Annotated in this window: 11 protein-coding genes; 4 read left to right on the plus strand and 7 right to left on the minus strand. The window is 56.4% G+C overall.

Annotated elements, in window-relative coordinates; genetic code table 11:
• The first annotated feature begins 709 nt into the window (after positions 1-709).
• The 3 genes from HY010_10950 to HY010_10960 all read left to right on the plus strand — a co-directional run bounded on the left by HY010_10950 (position 710) and on the right by HY010_10960 (position 3420).
• On the plus strand, positions 710-1579 hold the full coding sequence (locus HY010_10950) for a helix-turn-helix transcriptional regulator (protein MBI3476243.1): 870 nt from the start codon (positions 710-712) through the stop codon (positions 1577-1579).
• Between the two features lie 582 nt (positions 1580-2161).
• Positions 2162-2917 carry a hypothetical protein gene (locus HY010_10955; GenBank protein ID MBI3476244.1) on the plus strand — a complete coding sequence of 252 codons (756 nt, stop codon included), beginning with the start codon at positions 2162-2164 and terminating at the stop codon, positions 2915-2917.
• Complete coding sequence (locus tag HY010_10960) at positions 2914-3420, plus strand: hypothetical protein (GenBank protein ID MBI3476245.1); 507 nt, start codon at positions 2914-2916, stop codon at positions 3418-3420. The genes HY010_10955 and HY010_10960 overlap by 4 nt, the downstream gene beginning before the upstream one ends.
• 46 nt (positions 3421-3466) lie before the next feature.
• On the opposite strand, the gene HY010_10965 is transcribed toward HY010_10960, so the two are convergent.
• A complete protein-coding gene (locus HY010_10965) occupies positions 3467-4270 on the minus strand; it encodes an OmpA family protein (GenBank protein MBI3476246.1) in 804 nt (267 codons plus the stop codon).
• 12 nt (positions 4271-4282) lie between these two features.
• Positions 4283-5164, minus strand: coding sequence for a flagellar motor stator protein MotA (motA, locus tag HY010_10970; protein MBI3476247.1), 882 nt, complete (start codon positions 5162-5164; stop codon positions 4283-4285).
• A gap of 184 nt (positions 5165-5348) precedes the next feature.
• Here motA and HY010_10975 point away from each other — a divergent pair, with 184 nt between their 5' ends.
• The gene (locus tag HY010_10975; protein MBI3476248.1) at positions 5349-6650 is read left to right on the plus strand and encodes an EAL domain-containing protein; all 1302 of its coding nucleotides are present in this window, start codon (positions 5349-5351) and stop codon (positions 6648-6650) included.
• Between the two features lie 103 nt (positions 6651-6753).
• Here the strand turns inward: HY010_10975 and HY010_10980 are convergent, their stop codons facing one another.
• From HY010_10980 to HY010_11000, 5 genes are all read right to left on the minus strand, one after another.
• The gene (locus HY010_10980; GenBank protein MBI3476249.1) at positions 6754-7365 is read right to left on the minus strand and encodes a hypothetical protein; all 612 of its coding nucleotides are present in this window, start codon (positions 7363-7365) and stop codon (positions 6754-6756) included.
• A gap of 284 nt (positions 7366-7649) precedes the next feature.
• A complete protein-coding gene (locus HY010_10985) occupies positions 7650-8045 on the minus strand; it encodes a response regulator (protein ID MBI3476250.1) in 396 nt (131 codons plus the stop codon).
• 142 nt (positions 8046-8187) lie between these two features.
• A complete protein-coding gene (locus tag HY010_10990) occupies positions 8188-10740 on the minus strand; it encodes a serine/threonine protein kinase (GenBank protein MBI3476251.1) in 2553 nt (850 codons plus the stop codon).
• Positions 10741-10778: 38 nt separating this feature from the next.
• Positions 10779-13694 carry a serine/threonine protein kinase gene (locus HY010_10995; protein ID MBI3476252.1) on the minus strand — a complete coding sequence of 972 codons (2916 nt, stop codon included), beginning with the start codon at positions 13692-13694 and terminating at the stop codon, positions 10779-10781.
• Positions 13663-14262: a sigma-70 family RNA polymerase sigma factor gene (locus HY010_11000; GenBank protein MBI3476253.1), complete on the minus strand. Its 600-nt coding sequence runs from the start codon at positions 14260-14262 to the stop codon at positions 13663-13665. The genes HY010_10995 and HY010_11000 overlap by 32 nt, the downstream gene beginning before the upstream one ends.
• Positions 14263-14444 lie beyond the last annotated feature (182 nt).

Genomic DNA, 14444 nt, shown 5'->3' on the forward strand with positions numbered 1-14444 from the left:
CGTGACCAGCGCCAGTTAAGCGACGGCTTTATAGTCCAGCGTTACGAAATGAACACCCGAGCAGGTTCAATCCAAACTTTGCACTTGTTCTGTTTGTGTTAATCCTCCTCGTAAACTCCACACTTCACATTCAAGCTGCCGGATGTACAGCCACGCCCGGCGGCCAGCCGCGACATTAAAAACAATTGCCACGACCAGCAAACTGAACGCGACCGTCATGTATCGGCTCCTGAAACGGCATTAAGGATCATGGGGAGGGCTCCGTTCCTGCTCGTTACCCATCCGGCAGCAAAAAGCGAAACTACTCGATAACGGCGGAAAACCGCGTTAAGAAAGGAAATGTTTACAAAATCCGGAAGGCAGGAGCCTGCACTTTCAAAGACTTGGACTCACTCTCGATCAGGGCTGAGTGCCCGGAAAGCAAACACACGAGGGTGCTCGTCGATTTTTGTTACGAAACGCGAACATGACTGTTGAAAAGTGCTTCAGGAACTTGTATAAGGGAGCGCAACGGGTGAAATTTATTTCATCCTGCACCTGGAGTCGTACTCTTTTACGGGGATACAGGGACTGGCCAGTAGGCGTAACAGCTTCTGGAGTACGAAGCCGTAGCCTTAATATTAGCCCACCCCATTTCGTTGCTTTTGGATCCAGACCATAGGGCGACTCCTATGCGCCGGAGCAAGCTATGTTGTCTGCGGGAGTGGGTTTGCGTCAAATTCGAGACCAACTGGGTCTCACCATGCGTGATGTCGAGAGTGCGAGCGCTAGAATCTCGGCTCTGCACGGCAGTGAAGAATACCTGATTCCTCCCAGCAGACTTTCCGATATCGAGACCAAGGGAGTCGTTCCCAGCGTCTTTCGCTTCTACTCATTGGCAGCAATTTACCGCCGGCCGATTCGCGATCTTCTTCTGATCTACGGGATTGATCTGAGCACGGTTACGAACGACTGGTCCTCCTCGCGCCCGGCAAACTCCCACATCAGCGGCTTCGAAGAGGAAACTGCCGACTGCAACGTTCCAATCCGCTTTGATCCTGGTTTCGACTTGCGGGAGACTTCCGATTTGCGGCGCATGGTGCAGGAGTGGGGGCCTGTCCCATTTACCTTCTTGAACAGCCTCGCCTCTCAAAAATACACCTACGCATTCGTGGGGACCGAAGACTATACGATGTACCCTTTGCTGCAGCCCGGTTCATTTATTCAAGTGGATGAATCCAAACGGCGCGTGGTCAGCCGACCCTGGCGTTCCGAATATGAGCGTCCGATTTACTTTGTGGAAACGCGGGAAGGGTTTGTCTGCTGCTGGTGCTCCCTGCGGCTCAATTCTCTGGTTCTTCAGCCTCATCCTCTGTCTTCAGCCCCGGTTCGCGTCTTGAAGCATCCGCAAGAAGCGGAAGTGATCGGACAAGTAGTCGGCGTGGCGATGAAGATTGGCGACCCGCAGTCTTCGGAACTTCTAGAGCCCCGAGGGTTTGCAAGATCGACTGCAGATGGAGTCGTGCCCACGACGGCGAACCTGCGGGTAGCAGACGCTCCGGTGATTCCTTCAGCGACGACACGTAGGATTCTGGGCTGACACCAGCCCCTTGGCTGGACTGTCGCAAGTCCTTGTCCAGGCTGCTGAGTTTGGTCCGCAGCACCTTTTCCATCAGTGCTTTGTGAACCTTGGCGAAGGTCGATTGCGCGACGGCCGCGCCGTGTACGCGTTCAAATCCCCAGTGTAGATACCGCCCGTCCCGGGACCGCAATTCCGCCACGTACTTCAACTGACCCCATGCTCCCTGAATCCTCGAGAGAGTCCTTCCCAGCAGGTCATCGTAGGCTGACTTCAACGCCATTTTGCGTTCCTTTACGTTTTCCGTAAACGGCTTTTTCGCATTTCCCTGACGTAAGAGTGGGCGTCATGCCTCATCCTGCGGGAACTAAGTCCACCCCTTTTCAGGAGACTCAACACCGTGAACACTCTCAAGGCGAAGATTACCCTAATTCTACTTGTACTGACAACTCTGGCGGTCGTCCCTTCCCAACTACGTGCCGATGGCAATCCCGTGCCCTGCAACCGGAAGGTCTGTCTGCCAGTTAATAACTAGCGGATTCACTTCCTGCTTGAGCGCTACCGGATTGGGATGATACATTCCCTCGGGTAGCGCTTAAGCAGATGATTTCGAGCCACATACTGTCACTTTATTTGTGGATCGCCCCGCACGCGCTGTTGATTGGCGTGATTATTGTGCTGCTCCGGAATGGGCGCTACCGGGAGTTTCCGTTCTTTTTCTCGTATGTTGTTTTCGAACTCTTCCAATTTTGTTTGTTGTTCGCCATGGGTCGTCTGGACTCCATCTCGCTTTCCACTTACACCCAGACGGACTTGTTTTGTCGCACCGGCAGTCTTGCGCTGCACTTTGGGATCATCAAAGAGCTTTTCGAAGCGCCTCTCGCTAATTCTCCCGTACTTCGAAAAAGCGTCGCGTTTCCTCTGCAACTGGCCTCGGTGTTGTTTGTGGTTTTTGCTTCTGCATTCACCGCGCTCCTTTATATGGGAGAACGTACCGCCGCATTCGTTCAGCCTTACGTAATTGAACAGATCGTGGACACGGCGCAGTGCGGCTTGTTGGTGGTGGTCTTCATTTGGCATCGCTTCCTGGGAATTTGGATGAAGAATGCGTCATTCGGCATCGCGCTGGGACTAGGACTGGTCACTGGACTCAATCCCCTTCTCCATGCTTTGCGCAACTATGTCGATGTCAATTCCGGCTTCACGAACACGATCTCGGCTGTAGCGTTTCATGTTTCTGTTTTAATATGGCTCTACTTTGCTCTGGTTCAGGAGAAGGCGGCCCAGGTTCCAAACGCGTACCACCCCATTGACATTCGCGGGTGGAATGCAGAACTGGCGAGGTTCTCTCAACTGTGATTCCGATTCTTGTACTCACTTTTGCAGCGGTGGCGTTCCTGTTGTTCCTGGTTTTGCAGGTGCGAAGCCGATACATTTCTGCGGCTGAAGGCGGTTCGGTAGAACCACTTGCGGAAGTAGATTTAGAAGCATTCCGGAACCTGATTGACCCGGAAGAAGAAGAATTTCTCCGCCTTCATCTATCTAGCAAGGATTTCCGTGATATCCAGCGATTGCGCCTGCGGGCGGCGATTCTCTACGTCTCTGCCCTCTCGCGAAACGTCAGCGGCCTGGTCCAAATCGGACAGAGAGTTCGGACTCACCCCAGCCCGAACATTGCGGCATTGGGAGAAGAGATTTTGCAGTCCGCGCTCCAACTCAAAGTGCGTTGCCTGGCCACGCATTGCAAACTGAAAGTCGCAGTGCTGTGTCCAACGCTGTTATCCCCTTCCGGCAGGCTTGCCGAGCGTTATTCCCATGTAGCCAGACTGGCTCGGGACTTACCACTCGAACTTGCCGCATAGGAAACTTGCGTCCCTCCGTACGACGCCTCAATAGAGTCCCTTCAATTTATTTGTGCTCTGCCGGGACAGCAGGTGGTGCTTCCGCTGGGGTAGTTGCTTGGGGAGGATCCGGCGGCGCGTCATCGTCGTTCTTCGCAAGATACTGGACAATCAGGGAGATCCGGCGATTCGATGGCTCAAGCGGATTGGCTGGAATGCGCAGCCTTTGATCGGCGTATCCACGTACTTGGGAAACCTGTGCCGCGCCCAATCCCTTCGTCTGCATCAGGCGGCGCGCTGCATTCGCGCGATCGGAGGATAGCTCCCAGTTTGAATAGCTGACCTTCCCCGAGTAGGGCTTCGCGTCGGTGTGCCCCTCGATGGAAACCTTGTTGGGCAACTGCCCGAGTTCCACCGCTAGAAGAGACAACAGTTCCCGGCCATCTCCACTCGGTGTGGCGCTACCGCTGTCAAAAAATGTACCCGAAGCGGTTTCCATCAGCTCGATGCGCAGACCCTCGGAGGTGACGGTCATTTCGATTTGATTCTTGAGCTTGTCGAAGTCGGAGAGTTGCTTCATGGCCTTTTGCAGCTGCTCTTTCAACTTCGGCATGTTGTCCTTGGTGATCGCGAAACTCTCGGCGGCACCCGCCATGTTCGTGCCGACTTTTTTCGCCGTACCGGTAGGATCGCGGAAATATCCTCCAACGGCTTCCTGTACCTGTTTGCTGCTATTGAGTAACCAGAGAACGATGAAGAGCGCCATCATGGCGGTGACAAAATCCGCATAGGCGACCTTCCACGCTCCACCGTGATGTCCGCCGTGGCCACTCTTCTTCTTGATGACGATGATGGGTCGAGCCTGTGCCATGTTTATAAATACCTATGCGGAAGCTGTGGCGGCGGCTGCAGCACCGTTCCCACGGCAGGTGCTTTCCAGTTCCTGGAAGGAAGGCCTGACATGTCCCGGAATCGCGCGCCGGGCGACCTCCACGGCCATGATGGGAGCAGTTCCCTTCACGAATGCGACCATCAGGACTCGAAGCACGTAGAGGTAGGCATGTTCCTCGTCGGCGCGCTTGCCCATGTTCGCTGCCAGGGGGCCCACCAATCCATAGCACAACAGGATTCCGAGGAATGTTCCCACAAGCGCGGCGGCAACATGCAGTCCAATTTCTTCAGGCGGCCCGCCGAGTGCGCCCATTGTGATCACCACTCCCAGGACTGCCGCGACGATGCCTAAGCCAGGAAGTGAGTCCGCCGTCGTGGAAAGAGCTGTCACCGGGGCATGGGCGTCGCGATGATGAACTTCCATATCCAGATCGAGCAACTGATCGACGTCGAATGCCTCAACGCCTCCGGTCATGACCATCCGTAGGGTGTCACACACAAAATCTCGAACGTGATGGTTCTTCAGAAAATCGGGATATTTAGAAAAGAGCTGGCTTTTCTCCGGGTCCTCGATGTCGGATTCCAAGGCCACCAATCCATCTTTGCGCGCTTTGGTCAGAAGTTCATACATCATCTTCAGCGATTCGAGATAGTAAGACTGGGAAAACGGTGATGATCCGAACACACCTGCCAAGCCACCCCCGATTCCTTTGAGAATGTACAGCGGGTTGGCAACGAGCACCGTACCCAAAGCGGCTCCGGCGATGATGACTAACTCCGACGGCTGAAGCAGGACCTTCAGGTGGCCGTGTTCCATCAAGAACCCGCCGACCACCGCTCCGAAAACAATCAGAATTCCAATGATGGCAAACATTTCTATCGAACTCCCGTTCCACGGTCGTTACACCCTGGCCGGAACCAGGGACCAAGGCAGCCTCTTATCGGCTCAAATTGCGATTTTGCTTAGATACAAAGGCATTAATATGCCACCGGAAGTGTCGGGATTTGGCGGCGACGGCTGGTTAAGGATTAGCGGGAATTGTGCCGAAAAGGCGGGTGTGGATCCTAGCCCTCAGTCTGCAAGCGCAACCCCTAAGGCGAATCCCGTACTTTGGCAGCAGTTCGTCGCTCGCCAGCCGATCTTCGACCGTTCGCGAAAAGTCGTGGGCTACGAATTGCTCTTTCGGGATGGAGTCGAAAACTTCTTCCGCGGCGAAACAGAACACGCGACTCGCAGCACACTCGATACCTCGTTGGTGCTGGGTCTGGATACGCTGTGCGATGGACGCTTGGCGTTTATCAATTGCACAACAGCGGTCTTATTGAAGGAACTCGTAACCTTGCTCCCACCCAATCAAACGGTGGTCGAGGTCCTGGAAACAGTTGAGCCGGACGAGCGAGTGATCGAAGCACTGCGAAGTCTTCGGTCGCAGGGGTACCAGATCGCGCTTGACGATTTCGGTCTCGACGATCACCGCGCTGTACTAGCCGCAGAAGCTGACGTCATCAAGGTCGACGTGCGTGAAACGACCGCTGCGGAGCGACAGACGTTGGTCGACCGCAACCGCGACCAGTGCGAAATGCTAGCCGAAAAGGTAGAGACTCCGCAAGAATTTAACGAAGCGTTCGCAATGGGATTTTCGCAATTTCAAGGTTTCTTTTTTCAGCGTCCTGAAGTCGTCGCCGTCAAGAGCGTGCCCGCACACCGCCTGACCTTCCTTCGCTTGCTGGAAATGGTTTCACGCCCGACCCTGGACATGAAGGCCCTGGAAGCCGTTTTTAAGCAAGACGCTACTGCGTGTTACCGATTGCTGCGTTACCTGAATTCTCCAGCCTACGGATTTCGCAATGAAATCCGTAGTATTCGCCATGCCCTGGCGATCCTAGGTGACCGCGAATTACGGCGCTGGGTTCGTTTGCTTGTTACCTTGACGGCGAGCAGCGATAAGTCGCCTGAGTTGGTCATCTGTGCTCTGACACGAGCGCGCTTCTGTGAACTCATGTCGCAACACCTGAACCGCGAAGGCGACCTGTTTCTGCTGGGACTCCTGTCGCTGATGGATGCGATTCTCGAAGTTTCAATCGAGACGATTCTCGAACAATTGCCCGTTGACCATGAAACGAAAGCTGTCCTGTCCGGCCAGTCGAGCAGTCTACGTCCGCTCTACCAACTCGTGCTGGCACAGGAAAGCGGTGAATGGGAGCAATGCGGGCAGCTAACGCAACAACTTCACGTTTCGCAGGAGAAGGTGAGCACAGCCTGGTGGCAGGCAGTGGAATGGGCGCAGCATATCGCACGCGGAGCGCCTGCAGAAGAGGATCCCGGGACCAAGAGTGCCGCGGCCGGCAAGGTGCCTTAGAACAAATCCGGATCCATAAACCGCACGGATCCGGATCGAATTAGCAGGACGCTACTTTCGCGACTTTCACATTTCAGGAGAACCGATCGCCACCTCCAGGAAGCTACGCTTGGAGGTCTGCCAGGATCACGTCGCGCTGTTGGGTGATGGCATCACGATCCTGCTGAATCGCATCGACATTTCCAGCTTTCACGTCGGCCGCAAGTTGCTGCCGCATCTCCCGCAGGTCTTTCACAGCATCGTGGACAGTCAGCAGTTTGTCGCGGTTATCCTTGAGCTGCAAGTTGAGATCGTCAATCGACTTCTGTGCGGCTGTAATCGCATCCTGATCGCCGGACTGCTTGGCTGTCTTCAGGCTGTCCTGCGCAACCTTGAGTTGCGACACAAGATCGGCGTGTGCCGCATTCAGTGCCTCTCGGTAATCGTGGACGCGGATTCCTAGTTGCTCGGTCTGCGCCGGTGGGCCCAGCGGGATGATGTCCTCAACGGGTGGTTTGTGTACTGGTGGGAGCGGTCCTCCCAAACGGCGCAGCAATCCGCCGAACGAGGCCTCGACTAGAGTGGGTGGGGCTAGGACGGTCGTTTTCTTGGTTGGGCCGCCGTCGATTCCGGTGCCGAGGTTCGCAACCGAGGGATCTTTCTGAGCGCTGGGCGGCCGGAAGATGGGCTGATCGTTCAACACGTGTAATGCGTTGAATGCCTGGCTGACTTGCATTGCTGGTTCTCCTTTTGTGCCGATATCTCTAAAGCAGTCGGCGTCGGGAATAACAAAGCAACTGGCGTACCACTCGGAATATCAGCGCGCAGAGTCCCGCCCTTTCCTTCGTGAGTTTTGCTGATACCCCGTAGGCACAGGGACTTACGCAGAGCAGTGGCTTTGATCTGGAAGGCGGGCTTAACGATTTTGGAACTGTATTGACGGGTAGACAGGCGGATGCGGCAAATGTTGCCTAGTTCGAACGCGGCAAATGTTGCCCGCTTTCGTCAGCGTACTGCCCGTTAAGTGGCCGTACTAACGCTGGGCTTGGTGACAAGGCTGTTCACGATACGAAGCAGGGCTTGTCCACCCCCATGAAGATCCAGGTCCGTCTTCTTCATGTATCCATCTGCCCCTTCGCTTCTTAGTTTCGGCTCGTCGAGACGCGTGAGGCCCGTAAGGACGACGACTGGAATCGCGGCGGTGATTGCATTGTGCTTCAGCGTTTTCAGGACCGAAGTGCCCGGGACGCCGGGAAGCATGATGTCCAGCAAGATCAGATCCGGGCGTTTGTCGACCGCCAGTTTGATCGCCTGTTCGCCGTCCGCCGCCAGAATCGTACTGTGCCCCACCTGTTGCAGGACTTTTTGGATTCCGAGCTGTAGGAATCTACTGTCATCGACAATCAGGATATTCATGTCCGCGTGTCCGGGCCCAATTACGTGTCGCCTCTTTATCGGTCACACTGGCTTCCTGCCGATAACACCAAAGTACTGCTATTTGTACGCTGACTTTTCCGCACTGCGTTGGTGCTCATCTATGCGGCGTGGGAATACGGTGTTATTGCGGCTTCGGCGCGTTGGCGCTGGCAAGTTTCTGTGCCTCACCAATCAAGGGTTCGAAATCTGGTTGGCCGCGAAGCGTCTTCCAGTCCGGACCTTTCTTGAGATCTTCCAATGACTCCTCGTCGAGACCGTGACTTACCGCATCGTGCAAGAAGGAAATCGCTTCGCGGGGCCTTCGTGTGAGGGCATAGAGTCGAGCCAGATGATAGACGGAATCGACGGTATCCGGATGTGCGGGGCCGAATACTCGGCGTTGGATGTCGACCGATTCCTGAAGAGCAACAACCGCTTCCGCGTAGCGATGTTCTTCGTAAAGGACATCGGCAATGTTGTAGAGGGATAGGGCGGTCGTTGGATGATTAGGACCCAACAGCCGGCGACACTTCGCAAGCACTTCCCTTTGTAGCGTCTCTGATTCCGGATAGCGATGTTCCGCTTCCAACACCGTCGCCGAGTTGAGCAAAGTATTCAAAACCCGCTGAGCATCCGGCCCAAACACGCGAGTCTCAGCTTCCAGTGTTTGCGAGTACAACTTTTCGGCTTCAGGGTACTGACCTTCTTCGACGAGCACAGAGGCCAGGTCGTCCATGACTTCAAGGGTTTTCGGGGCATCGGGACCGAAGACACGCCGTCGAATCGCCAAGTTCGCGTGGAGAATTTTGTCTGACTCTTCAGAACGCCCTTGTTGCACGAGCACAATCGCGAGACGCCTCTGCGATTCAATCGTCTCGGAATCGTCCGGTCCCAGAACCCGTTGCTGTCGCTCGAACACTTTTCGGCCTAAGACTTCGGCTTCCGCGTAGCGGCCAGCTAATCCCAGGGTTCGGGACAAGTCCGATTCAGTTGCGAGTGTGATTGCGTGATCCGGTCCAAGCGTACGACTCGTGACGCCCACCAGGTCCCGTTCCATCGTCTCGGCTTCGGCATAGCGGTGTTGTTCGGAAATGGCCCAGGCTAACTGCCTCGCAGATGCAAGCGTCGTCGGATGTTCCGGACCGAGAACTCTCCTTTGAATTTCTACCGTTTGCAGCAACAAAGTCTCGGCCCGCGCGTGCAGTTCGAGTCCTTCGTACACCGATCCCATTACCTGCAACATCTGCGCCTTCAGCTCCGGATCTTTCGCCAGGCCGGAGTCGATCTCCTTCGCTGACTTGTCGAGGATCTCGCGCGCCGTAATACTGTTGCCGCGTGCTTCGCTGGGATCCGAGACCGCGAACATGTTGGTCATGAAGTCGGTGATTCGATCCGCGCGATCGCGTTCGCGTGTGATTCGCCGCAACTCAATCGACTGCATCACGGCAAAGGCAACCAACAACGCGGCGGCGCCCGAAGTCACTGCCACAACCACGGCATGACGGCGCACATATTTTTGAAGTCGATAGAAGTTGCTGGCCGGCCGCGCTTCCACCGGACGATTGCCCAGATAGTTTTCGACATCCGCCGCCAACGCTGAGGGCGTACCGTACCGCCGGTCGCGCTCTTTTTCCAGTGTCTTCAGTGTGATCCAGTCGAGGTCTCCCCGCAGCAAACCTGCGAGTTGACTGGGTTCCGTACTGCGAGCGCCCGCCCGTCCCGTCGACGTGTCACGGTTCTCTCCCACCTTCGTACTCGGACGCTTCGGATCCGTCTCCCGCAACTGCCGCAGCACTTCATCGAGCCGCTGGGTCTTCCACTGGCTTGTGTCGAAGGGCAAAAGGCCCGTGAGCAGCTCGTAGAGCACGACTCCCAGCGAATACACATCCGTCCGCGTGTCGATGTCATGAATTGCCGGGTCGGCTTGTTCCGGACTCATGTAGCCCGGCGTCCCCACGAATCCTCCCACGTGTGTGTAGAGTGTTTCACCGGCTGCGTGGGGGACGGTCGCTTTGGCTAGCCCAAAGTCGATGATCCGCGAGGCCGGCTTGCCATCCACTTCCGTCACTAAAATATTGGAAGGCTTCAAGTCGCGATGGATGATCGCCTTCTGATGGGCATGCTGAACGCCGTCGCAGACTTGAACAAACAACTTCAGACGCTCTCGTATGCTGAGTTTCTTGCGATCACAGTAGTTCGTGATCGGCGGGCCATCGACATACTCCATCGCAAAATACGGTTGCCCGTCCGGCGTGGTGCCCGCGTCAAATACTTTCGCAATCGCTGGGTGCTCCATGATGGCCAGGGATTGCTGTTCGGATTGAAAGCGCTGCACCAGGGCACTGTCGTATAGACCTGGGCGGATGAGTTTCAGGGCAACACGGCGGCGCACGGGTTCGGTTTGCTCCGCGAGCCAGACCTGTCCCATGCCACCCACCCCCAGGCGATGAATCAAGCGGTAAGGCCCAATGGTCTTGGTTTCGCCCGTCGGATCAGCTACGGTCGTCGCGACCCAGGGATTTCCGGAAAGCCCATCGGCATCGACATAGGCGGCAAGCAAGGACTCAACTTCCGCGCGCAACTCTGCGTTCTGGCCGCACGCTTGACTGACAAACGACGGTCGATTCGCGGGTTCCTGTTCCAACGCTGCGCCGACAATCTCATTAATTCTTGGCCACCGCTTCGGCTTTTCCACTTCAACCCTCGCCTTCGGCGGTAATTCACTCCCGCGATCTAGTTAGCCTTTTGTGCCGTGGTTACCGGGTGCTTCTGTGTTTCGGCTATCAGGGTCTCAAGACGCGCGTCTCCCCGGAGAGCCTTCAGGTCGGGATCGCCTCTCATCTGTTGGGTATCCGTGTTGCCATTCGCAATCGCCAGGCGGAGATGCGAGATTGCGTCTTCCTTTTTCCCCTCGATTGCGGCCGCGCAGGCAAGGCCGTACCACAGAATCGCAAGGTGGGACCGATCCTGACTCTGGACAGCGCGGTCGATCGCGACTTTCAACATCGCTTCCGCTTCGGGATATCGCCGCTCGCAACTCAGAGTGCTGCCTAAACCGGTAAGGGCTTCCAGGGTGCCAGGATTATCCGCACCTCGCTCACGAGTTTCTGCGTCGAGCGCCTCACGAAACAGTTTTTCCGATTCCGCGCACTGGCCGCGCACTCGAAGAGTGGTTGCCAGGTTCTCAATCGATTCCAGAGTGGTAGGACTGCTGGGTCCGAGGACGCGCCGATCGACAGCCAGCGTCTCGCGCAGGAGTGTTTCGGCTTCGATGTAACGACCTTCCTGGCGCAAAGTCTGGCCAAGGTTCCCAATGGTGTCGAGCGTGGTCGGACTTTCCGGCCCGAGGGCTTTCCTCTGAACTTCGACCGCCCCGCGCAACAGGCTCTCTGATTCCGCATAGTGGCCCTCTTCACGCAGCAATATCGCGAGGTCGGTCGTGGTCGACTGCGTGTCCGGATGTTCATTGCCCAGTACGCGACGCTGCAGTGTGAGCGCGTCGCGATAGTGTTTTTCTGCCTCGACGACATTGCCTTCCGATTCGAAATTTACGCCCATGTTGCGCATGGTCCAGAGGGTTTCGGGATGTTCCGGGCCCAGCACGCGGCGCTGCACTTCCAGTAAATCTCGATACATGGCTTCCGCTTCGGTGTACTTACCTTCTTCATGCAGGTTGAACGCAAGGTTGTTGGTAGTGACGAGGACGAGAGGGTTTTCAGGACCAAGTACTCGACGTTCCGTGTCGAGCAGTTCCCGCTTCAGCCTTCCTGCTTCCGTGACGTGGCCTTGTTTGCCCAGGTTGCTGGCAAGATGATGCATCGACGAAAGCGTTTCGTGATCTTCTTTGCCTAGAACCTCCCTGTCGGTCTCGACTGCCTCGCGTAGAAGCCTGTCGGCATCTGCGTAGTGCCCTTGCTGCGAGATCGTCCAACCCAACGCGTTCATTGAGGCTAACGTCTCCCGGTGTTTTGCTCCGAGAACTCGACGCTGGCCATCGAGAGCTTTTCTGAGCAAGACCTCCGCTTCCGGGTAGTGGCCTTGCTGCATCAGCGTCCATGCGAGTAATCGCATCATCGTTAGAGTGGCGGGGTCATCGTCACCAAGAAGCCTGCGATCGGTTTCCAACGCGCGTTCGTAGAGGGCATGGGCGCGCGGATAAAGCCCTAGGCCTTGATAGGTCCGTGCCATGGCACCGGTAAGTTGAGCTTGCAGCAAAGGGTCTTTGGCGAGGCCGGAGTCAATTTCTTTCGACGATTTGTCGAGAATTTCGCGAGCCGTAATGCTGTTGCCGCGTGCTTCGCTCGGGTCCGACACCTTGAACATGTTGGTCATGAACTCGGTGATGCGATCCGCTCGGTCGCGCTCGCGGGTAATGCGTCGCAGTTCAATTGACTGGGTGACGGCAAACGCAATCAGCAGGGCGGCCGATCCCGTCGCCACCGCTACGGCGATTCCGTGCCGCCGGATGTACTTGCGCAGTCGATATGTCGCGCTTGCCGGCCGCGCTTCAACGGGACGATTCTCGAGATAGTTTTCAACATCCCCGGACAGCGCTGATGGCGTTCCGTATCTGCGATCGCGATCTTTTTCGAGAGCCCTCAACGTGATCCAGTCAAGATCTCCGCGCAAAGAACTGACGAGCTGACCGGGTTCTGTGCTTCGCGCTTCCGCGTGTGCAGTGGACGTGTCACGGTTCTGCCCAACTTTCGCACTGGGGCGTTCCGGGTCCGTTTCCTTTAGCTGGCGTAGCACTTCATCCAGCCTCTGATCCTTCCACTGGGTCGTATCGAACGGAAGAGAGCCAGTCAGCAGTTCATAAAGAATCACGCCCAGCGAATACACATCCGTGCGCGTGTCGATATCGCGCACGTTCGGGTCGGCCTGCTCGGGACTCATATAACCCGGCGTCCCCAGAAATGCTCCCACTTGCGTAAAGAGCGTTTCACCCGGAACCGGCGTCATGGTTGCCTTGGCTAGGCCGAAGTCGATAATGCGCGGCGTGGGTTTGCCATCCACTTCTGTGATCAGAATGTTGGACGGTTTCAGGTCGCGATGGATGATCGCTTTCTGATGGGCGTGCTGCACGCCTTCACAGACCTGGGCGAAAAGCTTCAGCCGGTCGCGGATTCCTAGTTTCTTCTTATCGCAGTAGTCGGTGATCGGCGGGCCATCGACATACTCCATTGCAAAATAGGGCTGACCCTCGGGGGTAGCACCGGCATCGAACACTTTGGCAATCGCAGGATGTTCCATGATCGCCAGCGACTGCCGTTCCGACTGAAAGCGCTTGACCAGAGCTTCGTCATAGACGCCGGCTCGGATCAACTTCAGCGCAATGCGGCGCCGAACCGGTTCGCTCTGCTCAGCCAGCCAGACTTGTCCCATGCCACCCACGCCGAGTCGATGAATCAGGCGGTAGGGGCCAATCGTCTTGGTGTCGCCGACAGGATCAGCGACGGTTGCGGCCCAGGGATTTTCAGAAAGACCGTCCGCATCAGCGTGGGCAGCGATCAGGGATTCGACTTCGTTGCGCAGGCCCACGTCCCCTGCGCAAGCCGCATCGAGAAACGCTGGGCGCTTTGCCGGCTCTTGTTCCAGTGCAGTGCCGACGATCTCCTTAATTTTTTCCCACTGCTCCGGCGTCGCCACGATTCCCTTTCTTCATCTCCCGTGTTAGCCAGGCCTTGGCCACATTCCACTCCCGTTTGACGGTAGAGGCGGAAATGCCTAAGGCCTGTGCGATCTCTTCCGTTGCAAGACCTCCGAAGAAACGCAATTCAACGACGCGCCCCTGCTGCTCGTCAAGCTGAAAAAGGGCACTCAGCGCGTCATCCAGGGCGACGACGTCTGCGGTCCGGATCTGAGGGACAACCAGCGAGACGTCGAGTTCGACGCGCTGGTTAGCGCCGCGTTTCGCCGCACCGTGGGCACGGGCATGATCCACCAGAATCTGCCGCATCAGGCGCGACGCTACCGCCAGGAAGTGGGCTCGATTTTCGCTGTCAAACGGACGCTGGTCGAGCAGCCGCAGGTAGGCCTCGTTCACCAATGCCGCACTTTGCAGGGTATGGCCGGGCCGTTCGCGGCGGAGATGGGCTCGGGCGATATCGCGGAGCTCCTTATAAACCAATGGAACTAACGATTCCAAAGCATCCTGGTCCCCGGCGCGCCAACGCACGAGGAGTTCTGTCACGGGATGGGAATGTTGTTGATTCACAGTAAGTTACGCCCAAGCGGGATTACGTAAAGATAACTGTGCTCCTCTGTCTAGTCAACGAGAACGCTTCTGCCGCTTTCTACGCCCGGGGGGAGCTTTCCTAACTATTTACGAACTCCGTGACCCGATTTTTCCATTTGTTTCCGCAGTTGTAAGTGAAGGCTAGAAATGGATGGCTGGCA

Source organism: Acidobacteriota bacterium (assembly GCA_016196065.1).
Classification (GTDB): Bacteria; Acidobacteriota; Terriglobia; order Terriglobales; family Acidobacteriaceae; genus Acidiflorens.